The following is a 14,450-nucleotide window of genomic DNA, read 5'->3' as shown; positions in this document are numbered from 1 at the left end:
GGAAAAACCCCAGCAAATTCAATGTGTACAAACGCGCAAGACGCGAGAAAACGAACAGTTGTATATGCCGATAAGAGGAAAACACTGGTGAGTACGCAGGCGCCAGGACAGAGCCAAGAGGGCAGGGGAGGCCCGGAAAACCCAGCAAAACCAATGCTGTAGCATCGAGCAAAGCTAGGAATGCCGCGTTATACCGATTGATGGACGACCACAGAACTGATTAAACTTGCGGACGCGGGGAAATGAGCGCGCGCAAAGCTCAGCTAAGTGGAGCAAGGTGGCATTTTAGTCCACCATGCAGAAGCTAATAAGCATATAAATGCGGAATAGAGACAAAACTACAACGAAAACAATCATACTCACTGCCAATGGTCGCAATTCATGCCGGTAAGCGGACGGGCTAACAGGGGCAGATTTGGTGGTAGCGGCGTCTGAATAGGCAGAGAGGACTGGCGACGGGGTTTCAAGCGCGTGCTGCCACAAGGTTGGGCAATGGCGGGATGGGGTTGTTGGCGTCTTCAAGACCCAACGGTCACACAGATAGTGATAGAAGGACAGTCGGAGCTTTCTGCAGGTCTTCATGAGACCGAGCATTACATCACGAGCTTGAAAGCCATGGATGCTTATGGTGCCGCCGGAGATCTTGCGCTTGGTCACGCAGGCGGGCAGATTATTCTCCGAGGCATTGGTATGACGAAGAATCTCGGGCTTATCGAGAACCTTCAGCAATTCGTTCTTGCGCCGGTGCAAGCGCACGAGCAATTGGTCGAGGGCAAAGTATCTGGTGCGCAGACTTGATATCGGGTCGAAACGCCTGCGGAATGCATTGGCGGCTGGTGATGGCTTCTGCTTCCATGGGTGGGTTCAAAGATGAAGCGCGACTCGCAATAAATAACAATGGTTTATCCAACGCAAGGAATCGCCCGTGGAACGCACTTACTCCCAGATTGACATGGATAACGCTGCAAGATTGCTCGACCCTCACCGATCTGCAAAAGCCCGAACTTAACGGGAACACAATCAAGCCCTTCTGCGAGGTCGGGTTGATCGAGGGCACGTATGATATCGTAACTTGCATCGAGGTGATCGAGCACATGTCCGAGGTGGGCTGATGACTTGCGATCGCCAATCTCTGCTCGGAGTTGCACCGCCGAACCTGTTTTCCTCCAGCCCGGAGGCTTTTGACGAGCCGACGCACGTCAACGTGCAACCTCCGCTCTACTGGCTGCGCATTTTTCGAGAACACAGTTTTGGGCCGCTCGCCACGCACGATCCAAGCTATCTTTGCGCTGGGCCATGTTGCTCGAGCGGCGGGACAGCCTGGCGACCGATGAAGAACAGGAGGCCTACGCCTTCATCGTCCATATGCGGATAGACCATCTTCGACAAATGCAGGAGCAGAACGGTCAAATCGCGGCCCTGCGTAGCGATTACGAGCACCGTCTCGCAGCGTTGGGTGACGAACACGAAGCCCATCTGGCTGCGGTGACACGGCAGCATAAAACCGAGGCCGAGGGCTATCGATCCGCTTTGCAAAACGAAATGGTGGAAAGAGACGCGGTCAACGCCGACCTGACACACAAGATTGCGTCTGCCCTGTCGGCCTCCGAGACAATGCGCGCGCCGGCAAGCTGGCGGATGACGGCAGCTTATTGCAAGGTTGGTCATCAGTTCCGACGCGCCAGTCACGTCGAGCGGGTTCTACCGAATATTGCCAGGAGCCGCGGATTCGAGGATACTCCGGAGAAGATCGAGAGGTTTGGCAAGGAAATCAATTACGCGTATTCGCGCTGGGGTACCTGCTACCACCCCGACCCGGCATACAATACCACCTGTAGATCATCCACGAAGATTTCTCCCTCGCTTGGCCGCCACGTAACAATGGAGACCCGACACTGGCTTCCTGATACGGCGGGCATGCTGCCTTGTTTTCGTATGTCTTGTGAAATAGCGCTTGCGCCCTGTGATCCTGATTGCGGCGTAGCGATATTCACCCGAAAGAGAATGATGTCCCGATCATCATTACCAGCGTCATGCAGTCGGCCAACCGCTCGCTCAAAAATAACTTGCTGGCCTTGGTCACCGGCGGTCAGCTCCGCCCGCAGCAAGGCACTAACAACGTCGTCCTCCGCCCAGACATTCTTCTGGTAGATGGAGGCATCGGCGCTGGCGATGCGGCTTTCCTGGTGTAAGCCAAGGAGCGGATGCGCACCTTCATCGGTTCGGCCGGCATCCTCGTGCTCGCCTCGCATTCGAACGACCTGATCCGCGAATGGTACACGGAAGGCCTGTGGCTGCAACACGGGCGCGGACGCATGCGTGACGCCGTCGACGAGGTATTGGGGGCCTATACGGAATCCGCCGGACGCTAGCCGCGTCATCCCCGCAAGCCTCAAGCAGTTGGATCGGATCGAGCACATGCAGCTGTCGAAGGGTGCCGATCATCAGCAGGAAAACGGACACGCGCTTGCCCGCATTCCGGCGTGCTGCGTCATCGTCACCTACCTGCCGGCGCATGCACCGTTGCTGCGGCAGGTTGAGGCCATCCGCCCGCAAGGTCGATAATGGCGACGGTTCGTCTCTGCTTGCATTCGCCGATGCATCCGGTCTTGAAATCATACTTCTCGGCGACATGGACGCAGCCTTGTCCATCGACTATGTGGACTTCCACTGGGGGCTTCGCGCCCAACATCTGGGCTATGCGAGTTACGGCATATCGGCCGCGCAGATGAAGCCACAGTTTAGGCGACGACTGGATCGTCTACCGGGGCTGCCGCTTTCCGGTTCACAGCCCGCTGCGGCATTATTATTACGCGCAATTCCCTGCTATTGGCGTGGCGGTCGATCCTCGTTCGGCGTGTGGCAATGCAACTGGTGTTTTTCAGCACCGTCGTTCCCGGCAAGAGACTGGAGAATTTCGGGATGATGATGCATGGCATCATCGGGCGCAGTGGAAAACTATGATTCATCATCCGGTAGGGCCCCGATCCATTGACCCAGCAAAGTGATCTGATAATCGACTTCACCATCTTCGTCCATGTCTATTATCCCGACGTCTGAGATGTGATGTGCTGCGAAATCGCTACAACCGTTCGCCAGCCATTGGGCCTGGTGATAAGCCGGCCGCCCTTCGTGCAGCCGGTGGAGTTGCCAGACACACCCTTCCTGACATTTTCCGAGCAGGTCAAGGTCGGGAATCGGAGCCACGATATCCTGCCGTACCTGCAAGCACTGCGTACTCCCAACCTGCTGACGGCCGAACACCGGATCTGGCCGATCACGCCGGGTGCACCTCCGTCAACGATACCGTCATCTCCGACGTACAGACGCAACTCTATAGCGGCGATCAGGCGACTGCGATGGCCATGGACCTGTTCGCTGCTGGGTCGATGTTCTGGTTCCGCCGCTCCACCCTCGACAGGCTGCTTCCGCAAAACATCGACACCGATCTTTATGCACTGATCAAGGACGGGCTGGAATATTTCTATCCACGCCATCGACGAACTTTTTGCCGACAAATCGGAATTCATCGTCCCCATTCCGGATGTCGCAGGGACGGTGATGGTGCGGAAAGTGTGGGGGTGGAGCGCGAGACGTCTGCGAAAAACATGAAAGGGCCGGATCGCGCATGCGATCCGGCCTATTCTTATGGTGATCCAACCGATGTATCGGGACGAAGGGACAAGACCTTATTCTTCTGCCACGACCGTGCTCCAATAGCTCCAATCCCATGCGCAGTTGCCGCGACATTCGGTTCGCAGCTCGATCGCTGAGACCGCCTGGGGAATCTGAATTGTCTGCGCCTGTTCTCCGCGATCCGCCGCATTTTTTTGCGGATCGAGGCACTTCTGCATGAGTGTCGTGCTGCCTACTGCGGCAACGAAGCAGACCCCGTCTGTGCCGCCGCCATCCGTCCAAGAGCCCTCACGCATGCCGAACGCCACCTTCAACTGCGAACCGGGAGCCACGGGTATTTTCAGTGCAGTCGGCGCATGCGCCAATATTCCCTCCGGAATCCGAACCAGGGTCTGGCCGTTCAAGGGATTGTTTGCGATAATCAGGTTCAGACGTTTCGTCTGTTCCAGTTTGCGGGAGACGATCGGCCCGGCGTCTGCCTGTTTCAATACCTCATTATCCAGGCGCTGGAATGTCACTTCGATCTTCCGCTGGTAGCCCAGCCAGAGAGGCGCCCTGACAGTGACGCGAATGGATTTTGCTTTTTGCAGACCAGCATCAAGGGAGTGGCCGGATGAGGCCATCGCATAATCCGACGTGGTGCTGATCAGCGGCGACACGATAAATCCCTCGGCAGCCATCGCGGGGATCAGCCGGTAAGCACTTTCCTGACCATCCTCATAGGTGACCAGCAGCTCCGTGTGCGCGGGCCGGTAGAGAAGGTCCAGCAGGCGCCCCAGAATTGTTGGATGCATCCGAACGGACAGCATCACCGGCCCGTCGTGACGGGGAACCGGGATCTGCTCCCCGATATTCGCCCCGATCTCTGTCGGTACCGTCTCAAGATTGTGGATCGGCAAAGCCCGCTTCTTGAGAACGAGATTTCGGCCCAGATCGATTTCCGACTGATAGAATGCGAAAAACAGTGGCCACAAAGCACCTTCCGCCGATGCCGGATGGCGGCCGTCGATCGAGCCCGGCGCCATGATCAGATAATCTGGCGCGCGCTTTCCTTCGAAAAAGGCGCGATTGCGGGCGACCAGTTTCGAGGAATAGGTCGTGTATTCCTGGACCGTGGGCCGCGGCGTGAACTGCAGGTTGTTGGCAATGAGGTCGGATTGCTCCGACTGGATGATGTCGACTGTGCCGTCCAGCGCCGGAAGCGACAGTTTCGACCGGATTTCCGCAAGCGATGCGGTGTTGCGTTCTTCGAGCTTTCGCTGCCATTCGGCCGGGTACGCAATCAGATCCGCGGTATTGCCTATCTCGCGTGTCAGGATCCGTGTTGTTTCGAGGCCACTAGTAAAGGGCGGATGACCGGTCGCTTGGTCAAGAAGAACATAGGGCGGGATCATGCTGACGAGGGCCAGTGCAAGCACCCCCCACCATGCCCGTCCGAACCGCGTCAGGCAAGCGAAACCCGCAAGGATGATTGCCAGCGAAAGACTGCCCCAGGCAATCAGCGAATGAAGGTCATGCCGTACAAACCCGGCTTTCCATGTAATGAAAAGAAATGCGCAGGTGACGAGAATTCTGGCGGCGCCGATGACGGGATCGGCCGAGCGCCTGCACGCATAACTCCGCCATACAAGAAAACCCACAAAGACCGCTGCCAGGACTACCCATCCCGCAACCTCCATGACCTGCGCGGACAGGCTCATTGCAGCGGAATAACCGCTGGAAACCTCGAGGCTGGAAACGAGGAATGCCGGAAACTGGCTGACAGGCTGGCCACCGGCCGCGAACCCGGCCCACAGGCCCGCGCACAGCAGCAGCGTCTGAACGGGAATGGCCTTCCGGCGAACTGTCAATGCGTCCAGCAGGAGAACAGTAACTACCGACAGGGGGAATGTGGAAAACTTGGCAAGAGCCACGACACCGCAAAGGAAGGATCCGGCTGCGGCATGAGCGCTCGCCGATTTGCCCTGACCATCCAGGAACACGATTGCCGTCAGCAAGGGCACGATCAGGAGGAATGTGTCGGTATAGATATAACAGACGTAAATCAGCGCGAGAGCCAATAGGGCCGACAGTATGCTGCCAGTCGACCGCAGGATTCGGGCTGTTGACACAGCCAGATAAAGCGCAATCAGGATTGAAAAGACCGCAACGGCGTAAGTGTATGCCCCGACATACTGTCGTGTGTAGATGGAAGAGAGCGGGCCGCCGGTGAACACGACGTCTGTTCCGAACAGCCATCCTTTTTCGACAGCCAATGCCAGGCTTGCCTGCCAGGAGGGGTCGAGCCCGGCATTGGTGGGATGAAAACCTAGCGGCTGGAACTTGGCATAGAACAGGATCACTGACAGGATAAGGACAAGGCAGTATGCTGCCGTATTGAGATTTTTTTGCATGACATGCCCTGTTTCGAAAACGTAAAATACTTGTGCAGGAAGTAGCTCGTCACGACGGGGCTTAGCACGCCGATGACATGGCCAACGATCTCCGCATGGGTTTCGAAACCCTTGCAGGCAGTGAAAACCGTGCAAGTTCCATGCTCACCAGCCAGACCCGCGCGAAGGCCACCGCATCATTGCCGTCCAGTGTCACGACGACCTCCATCTTTTGCTCATAGCCATGCCTGCCGTCGTCAGCAACCAAATCCCGCAAATTGCAGCTAGGAATGGCGATGCAACGAGAAGAAAGTTCTTCAGGTGATAAATGCCGACATGAAATGTTGACACTGTCGGTACCTTATCACCGCTGCGGACATTTAGCAGATTGGCGCTCGGCGGGAGAACAGGCTGCAGCGCCGGATTGCGAAGAAGAGAGATCAGGCGCTCCTCCGAAGGATATGGGATTGCCGTGCGTGGGTGGCCCGCCAGAGTCTGTGGATCTCCGGACGACAGGAAGCGCTCAAGATTTTTCTGCTGGTACTGCGATGCGTTCCAGCGAGAATAAAGTCCCGCCACCGACGGCTTTACCTGGTTCACAAGCAGAATTGCGACAACGATACCCCATACGATCGATCCCAGAACGGGTACTGACAGGTAGCGAGCCGGGCGCATCCGATAAAGAAGCGCGACGAGAAATCCCACGTTCGCGATCGTGATCTGGACGACAATGTCAGCATAACGCGATGCCAAACCAGTCGTCTCGCCTCGGCCATAAGCAAACAGCGCGATATGGAGGTATATCCACAGTGTCCACAAAATCCCTCCCCAGGCAGTGGATGAGGAATTTCGCGATCGCACGGTCGCGATCGTGAAGATGATGAAGGGCGCGCTGAGAAAGAAGGCAGACAGGATAGTTGGCGGAAGCGGCCAACTCATCAGGAAAACGAGGGAATTGAAGGAGTGGATGAGATCTTCCATAGAATGGCCGCCGGAAGACCCGATCTTCGCGATGCTGAAAACCATAATACCGGTCAGAAGCCCGTGGATTACGATCGACACAAGATACTTCCAGTCGCGGCTCAAGAAGAACATGTATCCGCTGAACAGAATGTATGGCACCAATGTCAATGCTCCGGACGCCATGCAGAGGTACGAGCATACCGCCAGAAGGGTACCAAGAGCCCATTGCTCTGTCAGAGGCCGGGCTTTGCTCAGGACGACATTTGCGAGCAAGGCAAAAAGCAGCAGCGCATAAACGACGGCCTGCATGCCCCAAAGAATATTCTCCCATCCAGCCGGCAATAGCGAGATGACAACGGTAGACACTGCAATCAGATAGAAGCTGTTGTCATTCTGTTTCGACGACAGGGTCTTGATCAGCACGGCGACCAAAATGCCGTGGATCAGAGAATTCAGGATCATCATCAACTGGACGTCCCAGTATCCGGACAGCGCATATGACGTCAGCCAGACGACCCGGCCGAAAAAGATCCGATGCTCATTATGATTGGAAAGCAGGTCCGCGACACTGTATTGGCCGCTCAAAAGCGGGACAAACAAGTGCCCTCCCTGGGCGTCCCACTCATCCCAGAAAGGAATGTCGCTCCCGTAGAGATACGCGAGATACGTATTGAAGAAAAAAGCGGTCGCAGCGGCCAGCAGGTAAACCGCCATTTTACGCTCAAACATTTTGGCGCGCAGGACATCCACGTATCTCACTGACATTTTACCTCTTGGTTTCGGAAGACTTCGATGAGTAGGTGAATTTCGAATGCAATAGATAGCTTGTAAAGACAATCGATATCAGCCCGAGGAGATGTGCCACGGCCTCGGATATCTTGATGTTGTTCACAATCAAATCGACCTGATCAACAAGCACACTACTGACTACCGAGACCTGCAACAAACCGATCATGTTGACAACAAAGAACCGCAGGATCTCGCCATCGGCCCTTTCGTTGGTCGTTTTAAAGACGAGGACCCTCATTAAGGTCCAGGCTGTGGCCATACCGACAAAATACGCGAAAACTATCGCAACCTCATAGCTGACAAACATCGAGAACAGCGCGCGGGCACTTAGGTTCAAAACAACAGATGTGCCTCCTGCAAGAATGAACCGCACGAACCTCTGGCGAAGGATTTTCCCGACGAGCCGGACAATTAGCATCTATCGGCCATATCCCGCCCTTAACGCACGCGTTCCGAAATCCCGCGGTTCTCCGGTGATCAGGATCGTCTTATTAGAAACCATGATGCTAAATATCGCCTGAGCATTTGAGTGAAGTTTAACAGATTGCAAGCTATTCCCATACGTGAGTTAGGAGCGATGCTCAAGACCTGACCGCACCTACCCAAGGAAGGATGGGCCCAACTGGCTGTGTTTCGGTCCATTAATTGCGAAAGATAGTCAAGCCTGTTTTGTCCGTGCCAGGGTCATGGTCCTTTCCGAGGTCACAGCCTCAAGTTGATGTTCGGGTCGGGTGCCTCAATGTGTGGAACGCTGGGCGGTCATGGCTTTTGATTTCCGGTAAGAATTGACCCCTTTGCTATTTCACGTTGACCCAACACCGCTACGAGAATCTGGTATTAATTTTCGCTCTATCTCGACAAACTATGGTCAAGCGCAGATGGAAAAGTGGGTCAATTGGCGTCGCAACCCAACAAGTAGGTCAGCAGGCGCTAAAACGATGCACAGCTGACCTTGTAGCCTCAATGGGTGCTTGTCGGTGTTCCGCATTTCAACGCCTTCATTGATCAAATACAAATCTTGGAACGCGACTTGGCAGCGGCCCATGCGCGAGTGGAGCGCGCTCAGGCAATGGCTGAAAAGACCCGATCAGGCTACATTCATATATTTTTGCATGTCGGCTCATTTGGGGACGATGTTGTCAAAATTGGGCTCGCAAGGCGTTTGGATCCGGGCGATCGGGTGCGAGAGCTTGGCGACGCAAGTGTACCATTTATGTTCGATACCCATGCAATCATTTACATTGACGACGCACCTGCTCTTGAATAGGCACGTCACAACGAATTTGAAGCTGTTCGCGTTAACGCCCAGAATGACAGGAAGGAATTTTTCCGGGCTTCCCTTGAGCAGGCGGAAGCGGCGGTAAAGCGCTTAGCGCCATATCTGTCGTTCTTCGAGGATGTCAAGGCTCAAGACTATCGGGAAACTCTCGCCCGGCGACATCAGGCTTTGATGGTTGCGGATGAAATTCAATCAACAGTTCTATCTGACCAAATCCAAGGTCGTTTTGATTTTCTGATTCCAGCTGGCGATTGCAGACACTTTCGTCCTAATTGAAGTTCAAGAAAATCGCCTGTTATCGGCATTTACAAAGGAGGACTTGCGGGTCTTTCGCAGCGTAAGGAACCGATCGTTCTTCAGTAACTTCTCATATTGGACAAAACGCACCCTGCGCTTGCGATCATGCTGATCGGAATTTACCCTCAGCCAATGAGAATAGTGGGCCATGGCAATGGTGTCGCGGAGGAATTGCCAAAAATCCTTGAGCGATTTCGCAACGGACAAAAAATCTGAAATTGCCATTTGGGGCCCGTATGTGGATGCTCCCCGATATGCTAGAAGATCGCTATGACGGTCTACACGATAATCCCCTTCATCTCGGTCAATGACTTTGTGTTCGGCAAATCTCAGGCGCAGATCAAGCAAGCCTGTGGTCAGCCGTATACTTCTCTGACAGACAATATAATGCAACATGTTCTCGAAACCCGGGAAGGATGCGAGCTCATATATGACGGGAGAAAGCTGGCTTATGTCACGCTGAGCAAGCATGTCACACCGGTCGTGAATGGAATTGAAATCTATGCTGAAGGGGCCGTTCAGCGGCTGCGGGAAATCGATCCTGACCATCTGATCGGGCCGAAGTACATGATTTTTAGAACGCTTGGCCTGTGCATCGGCGGGCTGTCGGCGAAAAAGATTCCGGAAGGACGGCTTGTCAATGTATTCCCCTCCGCAAAGCTGGATTTTTTTGAGTTCTTTGTCACTGATTGACGGGCTGGCCAATTTCTATCTGCTGTCGCAAAAATCCGGATATTCAATGGAGAACGTTTCGTGAGAACCATTCTGCAAAAAAAGATAGTTGAGGTCTGTGATCAAAAGATATCTGAAAAAGGCTCCAGCGTGGGCCTCTCGTTCTATTCGTTTTTTGGCAATAAAAATGATGACCCCGAGCTTCTGATGGAGGCCGCGGAATGGTGGATACGCATCCACCAACTCGACCATTTTGAAAAAGCCATCAAGATACGGGCTTTGGTCATGGACCTTGCCGGGCAGAACCCTCGCTCTCGAACAGATGGCATGGATATTGTTAGGGGTGAAAACGGTTTCAGCGATTGTGAAAAAGCTCTGACGCTCGAGGATTTCATTTCGGTAGAACAGGAATTGTCCGTAAAACTTCCCGACGATTTGAAGGCGCATTATATCGATCACAATGGCGGAACACCGGAAAGATCCGTTTGGGTCGATCCGGAAGGGAAATGGGATGATAATGAAGTTCGCGACTTCATCCCGTTTCGCTATAGCGACCGCTTTGGTGACGATCCGGATTTTACTGCTGAGGGACGAACCAAAAGGGAATGGTCAGAACAGCAATTGCCACCCCATCTCATTCAGTTTGCCTTTGATTGGGGCGGGAATTATTATTGCATCGATCATCGGGACGGCAAGGTTTACTTTTTTGTCCGAGACGTTTGGAGCGACAATCTGACGATCGAGAAAAACTGGATCGTCAACACACGCTACGTGACCACTTCGTTCAAGTCATTCGTCGACAATTTGGCGGCTGGTGGAGCAGACATGCGATAACAATTGTCGTGTTCTCGTTGTCGAACGCATTAAGGACTCCTCGTATGGGCCGAGGGCATAACCGCGTTTAAGTTGCGTGGCGACGTCTGGCGATCCTCTGGATCAGCATGCGCGTCGTGTGGGCTATCCAGACGTAGAGTGCGACGATGGACGCAATGCGGAGAAAGAAGCCGGCAATCGATTCATTGAAGTCCCATAAATCCATCGATATCTGCATGAGGAGCTTATCGCCTAGCCCCAGCTCTGCCGAACTCTGCACGCCATACAGCGCCATGGCGGCAGCGAGCAGTTGCAAGGCGATCGTGCGGCCTCTGCCCGAAGTCGTGATGCCGAACAGGGTTCGGGCAGCGTGCATCACGACCGGCCAGCGGAAACCGATGTGCAGCGAGACGATAATCAGAAGCCAATAGGCTGCAGCGGTATGGATCTGCCTGGCGGTGAAGCCGCCATCCAGGGGTAGGAACGCGAACACCAGCCGGGAGATCATAAGGCTGGTCACCACAACAGTTCCGACGACGACCAACAGTACCAGGTTGATGCCGGCATATATCAATCCACTCGCTTCGCGCCTGGTGTGCGCGACCGTGCCCCACCAACGTCGATTGAAGACGTTGTGTATCGCGGCGAGCGCAAAGACAGCCGAACCCGCCAGTTCATGAACGGTGTCGCCAAGCCAGTAATAGGCAAGGGCCAGCATGAGCAGGCCCGCCGCCGCAAAGTCAATCGCCAGTCGCAGAAGGAAGGTAGGAGCCATGACCGTCAGTTCACCGGCGTCCCGTGGAAGGCCTGAATTTCGCTGTGGGTGAACAGGAAATCATTGCCGCTGGCACCTTGATGGCAGGACTGGCAGCGATTGGTGTTCTCAGCCTTGTTGACCGTGTGATCCGCCCAGTACCACTGGAACTGCCAGTTACCCGTGCGCCGATGGTCATCATAGTCGGCGCCCCAGTTGGCGCCCTTTTCCATGACGAAATACCGGTAAAGCTCGCCGTTGCGATAGTCGATCAGGACGAACTGCGCGCCATCGGGTACCGGCTTTCCCGCCTTGATCGTATCGATTACGCTCTGCGTGGTCTTGATATGGGTGACGGATTCACCACGTTGACGGCCGGTGTAATGTACCAGCTTGTCGAGGCCTTCGGGAAATTTGACGCGGTTGGTTTCCGCGTGAACCTGCAAGCCGACAAGAGCGATAGCGCTGAACGCGATGGCGGCTCCGGTCGCATATGTGAGTAGAGTGTTCATCTTGAGGGTCCTGAATGAAGCCGCAACATCGGGAGAGGGGAGAAGGCCGGCTCAGGGCCGGCCTCGTTCGTTAGCCGCGCGTGCCTTCGAGCGTTCTGTTGAAGAACGGCGTCAGCTTGCCCATCGCGGCGTCGACGTATTCGGGCACCCAATAGGTCTCGATATGCGTCGCGCCTTCGATCTTGAACAGCTCCTTGTCGGTCGTTCCGGTTGCTTTCGCGAATGCGTCCTCGCTCATGTAGAGGCTGTCAGCCTTGCTGCCCGCGATCATGAGCAGGGGCTTGTTGATCAGATCGATCTGGTCCGTTGCGTCGAACCGAGCCAGATCGAGCAGGCTGCTCAGCGTATAGCGCGCAGAGGAGCCAGGATGTGCGTTGGTCTTCTGGTAGTATTCGGTGCCCTGGCGATACATTTCGAACGGCAGCTTGGCAATCTGCTCGTCGGTCAGCGGCGTGGCATTGGCGTAGATGATGTTGCCGGTGGCTTCCTGCGCGCGGGCCTCCGATGCCTGCTGGAGACGCTCCTGAAGACTGCTCAGCTGTGAGTCTTCAAAACCGTTGCGGCGCACGCGGCCGGAGTTGAACATGCTCAGCGTGGCGATTGCCTGAAAGCGCTTGTCGGTCTTGGCGGCAGCAAGTGAATAACCGCCACCGCCGCAAATACCCAGCAACCCCAGGCGGGAGCCGTCAACGCCGGCATAGTGCGTGATATAGTCAGCCATCCCGTGGATGTCTTCAATGCGGTTGGACGGCTTGTCAACGTTGCGGGGGTCGCCACCGCTGCCACCCTGGTATGCTGCATCTGCCGCAATGGTAACGTAGCCCTGTTCGGCCAAACGCTGAGCGTAAAGCCCTGCGGTTTGTTCCTTGACGCCGCCGTTCGGGTGAGCCACGACAATTGCTGCATAGGATTCGCTGGGAGTGTAGCCAGGCGGGGTATAGACGTTCGCCGCGATGTCCAGCCCGTTCAACTTGTATTTGACCGGATGAATGTTGACTTTGCCGGCAACGTTTTCAGTGATAGCGCCTTCGTAGGTAAGCGTATAGGGGTTTTCCCGGTAATCATCCGCGCGGACTTCGCCGGCAGCCAGGGCGATGACAGCCGCCACGGTGAGAGGCTTGAGGTCGGTGATATTCAACTCGGTGCTCCTTGTATGTTCAATTGGTCGCCAGGCGGGGCACCATCGCGTTGAACGCCGCGATCAACGGCTCCGCGCCGCTGACGTCAACGGAATTGCAGCCCTCGGGAGGCATGACCGGCCCACACCCTGAAGTGTAGGCTGAGACGGACTGAGCGATTAGTGAGCTGAATATGATAGGGTTTATACTTCTAGATCACGAATGATCCGCAGGCGCAGAGTTAGTGAGCTTTTACAGATAGATAAAAGCCCAGTGCGGTCCTATGGGTGTCTGTTCACGCTGGTATGAACTAAAGGTGATGGAATTAACCGCGATAGCGCAGGGCATCGATCAACAGCGAGAATGCGGGTGAAGCAAGGCGCCTGCTGGGATAGTAGATATGATATCCAGGGAAGGGCGGTGACCAGTCTTCAAGCACCGGAACCAGCTTGCCCTCGCCGATCAGCGGGAGCAGGTAGTCGTCTGGCAGGCACGCCAGGCCTAATCCTGCCAGTGCCCCGTCGATGATGATTGGGACGTCATTGCAGACGAACTGGCCGTCGACGCGGACATTGAGCGGTTTGCCGTCTTTTTCAAACTCCCAGGCATAGAGACCGCCGACAGTGGTCAGTCTCAGATTGATGCAGCGGTGTTTCGTCAAGTCATGCGGGGTGAGTGGCTTCGGGTGCCGTTCAAAATAATCTGGAGAGCCGACGACAAGCATGCGCATTTCCGGCCCGATTTTCAGCGCGATCATGTCTTTTTCAATATGCTCTCCGAGCCGGACCCCTGCGTCGAAACGCTCGTTCACCAGATCAACCAGCCGGTTTTCCACCGAGATCTCGACGTTAATATCGGGATAGGACTGCATCAGGCGCGTTACGGCGGGCATGAGAATGGCCACCGCAGCATGACGTATGGCGGTGATGCGTATCGTGCCGCCCGGCGCGTGCCGCATGGCGCCAAGTGCATCCATCCGGCTGCGGATATCGTTGAACGCGGGCCGGAGCGTTTCGGCCAATTGTTCTCCGGCCTCGGTCGGGACGACGGTGCGCGTGGTGCGTGTCAGCAGCCGAACCCCCATGCGGTCCTCGAGACGACGCACCGAATGGCTGAGTGACGATTGCGATGTACCCAATAGCGCGGCCGCCCGCGTGAAGCTGCGCTCTTCCGCGACAGTTAGAAAAGCAACGAGGTCGCCCAGCTCATCCCGCTTCATTGATGAATCCCCAATATAAGTCCAAT

At 55.3% G+C, this 14,450-nt stretch carries 14 protein-coding genes and 2 pseudogenes; 7 read left to right on the top strand and 9 right to left on the bottom strand.

From position 1 onward, the window contains the following. Window positions 1-463: 463 nt before the first annotated feature. Window positions 464-855, bottom strand: a pseudogene (locus AC1Q5O_RS26895) (IS66 family transposase); the annotation flags it as partial. A 441-nt stretch (window positions 856-1,296) separates the two neighbouring features. On the opposite strand from AC1Q5O_RS26895, the gene AC1Q5O_RS26890 reads away from it, so the two are divergent. Genes AC1Q5O_RS26890 through AC1Q5O_RS26880 form a run of 3 tightly spaced genes read left to right on the top strand, consistent with a single transcriptional unit; the run spans window position 1,297 to window position 2,565 of the window. Then, window positions 1,297-2,151 (top strand): hypothetical protein, encoded by an 855-nt coding sequence (locus AC1Q5O_RS26890; protein WP_492567111.1) that lies wholly within the window; start codon window positions 1,297-1,299, stop codon window positions 2,149-2,151. 53 nt (window positions 2,152-2,204) lie between these two features. Then, window positions 2,205-2,372, top strand: coding sequence for a hypothetical protein (locus tag AC1Q5O_RS26885; protein WP_492567110.1), 168 nt, complete (start codon window positions 2,205-2,207; stop codon window positions 2,370-2,372). 46 nt (window positions 2,373-2,418) lie between these two features. Then, entirely contained in the window at window positions 2,419-2,565 is a 147-nt protein-coding gene (locus AC1Q5O_RS26880; protein WP_492567108.1) for a hypothetical protein, read from the top strand. A 393-nt stretch (window positions 2,566-2,958) separates the two neighbouring features. Here AC1Q5O_RS26880 and AC1Q5O_RS26875 read toward each other — a convergent pair whose 3' ends face one another. From AC1Q5O_RS26875 to AC1Q5O_RS26860, 4 genes are all read right to left on the bottom strand, one after another. Beyond that, window positions 2,959-3,228, bottom strand: coding sequence for a hypothetical protein (locus AC1Q5O_RS26875; protein WP_492567106.1), 270 nt, complete (start codon window positions 3,226-3,228; stop codon window positions 2,959-2,961). Between the two features lie 461 nt (window positions 3,229-3,689). Then, window positions 3,690-6,029, bottom strand: a complete 2,340-nt coding sequence (locus tag AC1Q5O_RS26870) for a hypothetical protein (protein WP_492567104.1) — start codon at window positions 6,027-6,029, stop codon at window positions 3,690-3,692. A gap of 192 nt (window positions 6,030-6,221) precedes the next feature. Next, the gene (locus AC1Q5O_RS26865) at window positions 6,222-7,736 is read right to left on the bottom strand and encodes a hypothetical protein (RefSeq protein WP_492567102.1); all 1,515 of its coding nucleotides are present in this window, start codon (window positions 7,734-7,736) and stop codon (window positions 6,222-6,224) included. A gap of 1 nt (window position 7,737) precedes the next feature. After that, a complete protein-coding gene (locus tag AC1Q5O_RS26860; RefSeq protein ID WP_492567100.1) occupies window positions 7,738-8,178 on the bottom strand; it encodes a GtrA family protein in 441 nt (146 codons plus the stop codon). A 651-nt stretch (window positions 8,179-8,829) separates the two neighbouring features. On the opposite strand from AC1Q5O_RS26860, the gene AC1Q5O_RS26855 reads away from it, so the two are divergent. The 4 genes and pseudogenes from AC1Q5O_RS26855 to AC1Q5O_RS26840 all read left to right on the top strand — a co-directional run bounded on the left by AC1Q5O_RS26855 (window position 8,830) and on the right by AC1Q5O_RS26840 (window position 10,842). Further along, window positions 8,830-9,027: a GIY-YIG nuclease family protein gene (locus tag AC1Q5O_RS26855; RefSeq protein WP_492567098.1), complete on the top strand. Its 198-nt coding sequence runs from the start codon at window positions 8,830-8,832 to the stop codon at window positions 9,025-9,027. Window positions 9,028-9,606: 579 nt separating this feature from the next. Then, a complete protein-coding gene (locus tag AC1Q5O_RS26850) occupies window positions 9,607-10,029 on the top strand; it encodes a hypothetical protein (RefSeq protein ID WP_492567096.1) in 423 nt (140 codons plus the stop codon). A gap of 60 nt (window positions 10,030-10,089) precedes the next feature. After that, window positions 10,090-10,302, top strand: a pseudogene (locus AC1Q5O_RS26845) (DUF6500 family protein); the annotation flags it as partial. After that, entirely contained in the window at window positions 10,294-10,842 is a 549-nt protein-coding gene (locus tag AC1Q5O_RS26840) for an SMI1/KNR4 family protein (RefSeq protein WP_492567117.1), read from the top strand. The pseudogene AC1Q5O_RS26845 and the gene AC1Q5O_RS26840, both read left to right, overlap by 9 nt. Window positions 10,843-10,909: 67 nt before the next feature. On the opposite strand, the gene AC1Q5O_RS26835 is transcribed toward AC1Q5O_RS26840, so the two are convergent. The 4 genes from AC1Q5O_RS26835 to AC1Q5O_RS26820 all read right to left on the bottom strand — a co-directional run bounded on the left by AC1Q5O_RS26835 (window position 10,910) and on the right by AC1Q5O_RS26820 (window position 14,424). Beyond that, the gene (locus AC1Q5O_RS26835; RefSeq protein WP_492567094.1) at window positions 10,910-11,596 is read right to left on the bottom strand and encodes a DUF4405 domain-containing protein; all 687 of its coding nucleotides are present in this window, start codon (window positions 11,594-11,596) and stop codon (window positions 10,910-10,912) included. Window positions 11,597-11,601: 5 nt separating this feature from the next. Further along, a complete protein-coding gene (locus tag AC1Q5O_RS26830) occupies window positions 11,602-12,087 on the bottom strand; it encodes a cytochrome P460 family protein (protein WP_492567092.1) in 486 nt (161 codons plus the stop codon). A 70-nt stretch (window positions 12,088-12,157) separates the two neighbouring features. Further along, entirely contained in the window at window positions 12,158-13,195 is a 1,038-nt protein-coding gene (locus AC1Q5O_RS26825; RefSeq protein ID WP_492567115.1) for an alpha/beta hydrolase, read from the bottom strand. 335 nt (window positions 13,196-13,530) lie between these two features. Continuing rightward, the gene (locus AC1Q5O_RS26820) at window positions 13,531-14,424 is read right to left on the bottom strand and encodes a LysR family transcriptional regulator (protein WP_492567090.1); all 894 of its coding nucleotides are present in this window, start codon (window positions 14,422-14,424) and stop codon (window positions 13,531-13,533) included. Window positions 14,425-14,450: the final 26 nt, after the last annotated feature.

The sequence above is a fragment of the Phyllobacterium sp. MT110 genome (assembly GCF_058792715.1).
This window is presented reverse-complemented; position numbering and strand designations above follow the sequence as displayed.

Coding starts and splice junctions, on each gene's coding strand:
- AC1Q5O_RS26890 (WP_492567111.1), top strand. CDS start 1,297: ATGTTGCTCGAGCGGCGGGACAGCCTGGCGACCGATGAAGAACAGGAG.
- AC1Q5O_RS26885 (WP_492567110.1), top strand. CDS start 2,205: ATGCGCACCTTCATCGGTTCGGCCGGCATCCTCGTGCTCGCCTCGCAT.
- AC1Q5O_RS26880 (WP_492567108.1), top strand. CDS start 2,419: ATGCAGCTGTCGAAGGGTGCCGATCATCAGCAGGAAAACGGACACGCG.
- AC1Q5O_RS26870 (WP_492567104.1), bottom strand. CDS start 6,029: ATGCAAAAAAATCTCAATACGGCAGCATACTGCCTTGTCCTTATCCTG.
- AC1Q5O_RS26865 (WP_492567102.1), bottom strand. CDS start 7,736: ATGTCAGTGAGATACGTGGATGTCCTGCGCGCCAAAATGTTTGAGCGT.
- AC1Q5O_RS26860 (WP_492567100.1), bottom strand. CDS start 8,178: ATGCTAATTGTCCGGCTCGTCGGGAAAATCCTTCGCCAGAGGTTCGTG.
- AC1Q5O_RS26855 (WP_492567098.1), top strand. CDS start 8,830: ATGGCTGAAAAGACCCGATCAGGCTACATTCATATATTTTTGCATGTC.
- AC1Q5O_RS26850 (WP_492567096.1), top strand. CDS start 9,607: ATGACGGTCTACACGATAATCCCCTTCATCTCGGTCAATGACTTTGTG.
- AC1Q5O_RS26840 (WP_492567117.1), top strand. CDS start 10,294: ATGGACCTTGCCGGGCAGAACCCTCGCTCTCGAACAGATGGCATGGAT.
- AC1Q5O_RS26835 (WP_492567094.1), bottom strand. CDS start 11,596: ATGGCTCCTACCTTCCTTCTGCGACTGGCGATTGACTTTGCGGCGGCG.
- AC1Q5O_RS26830 (WP_492567092.1), bottom strand. CDS start 12,087: ATGAACACTCTACTCACATATGCGACCGGAGCCGCCATCGCGTTCAGC.
- AC1Q5O_RS26820 (WP_492567090.1), bottom strand. CDS start 14,424: ATGAAGCGGGATGAGCTGGGCGACCTCGTTGCTTTTCTAACTGTCGCG.